Source organism: Pseudomonas sp. H26/SER47-MNA-CIBAN-0231, from assembly GCF_040310465.1.
In the GTDB taxonomy this organism is placed as follows: Bacteria; Pseudomonadota; Gammaproteobacteria; order Pseudomonadales; family Pseudomonadaceae; genus Aquipseudomonas; species Aquipseudomonas atacamensis.
The window spans coordinates 1-271 of the sequence record NZ_JBEOPW010000079.1; the positions used below are offsets into that span (position 1 = coordinate 1).

At 48.7% G+C, this 271-nt stretch carries 1 protein-coding gene; it reads right to left on the reverse strand.

The genetic code is table 11. The features are described 5' to 3' along the window. Positions 1-232: hypothetical protein (locus AAEZ10_RS27345; protein ID WP_350571813.1), on the reverse strand; the 232-nt coding region annotated here is incomplete at its 3' end. Between the last annotated feature and the right edge of the window lie 39 nt (positions 233-271).

The window sequence follows — 271 nt, forward strand, 5'->3', positions numbered from 1 at the left end:
GCATCATACTATCGTCCGTATCGTCATCGCTTGCTTGATACTCTCCAGCACCATTATTGCTTGCATTGTTGTTATAGGCGTCGCTATTAACATTGTTTGTAGCGCTGCCACTGGAGTCAAACTGAGGGTTCTGACCATTCATAGCCGCCATATCCTCTACGCCACTGCCATTGTTAGGTAATGGCAGTGGTGCCGCGCTATCAATCATCAGCGCTGGCGCTAACGTACGCATATCAGTGACCAAACGCTGTAATAGCATACTGTCTGGTGC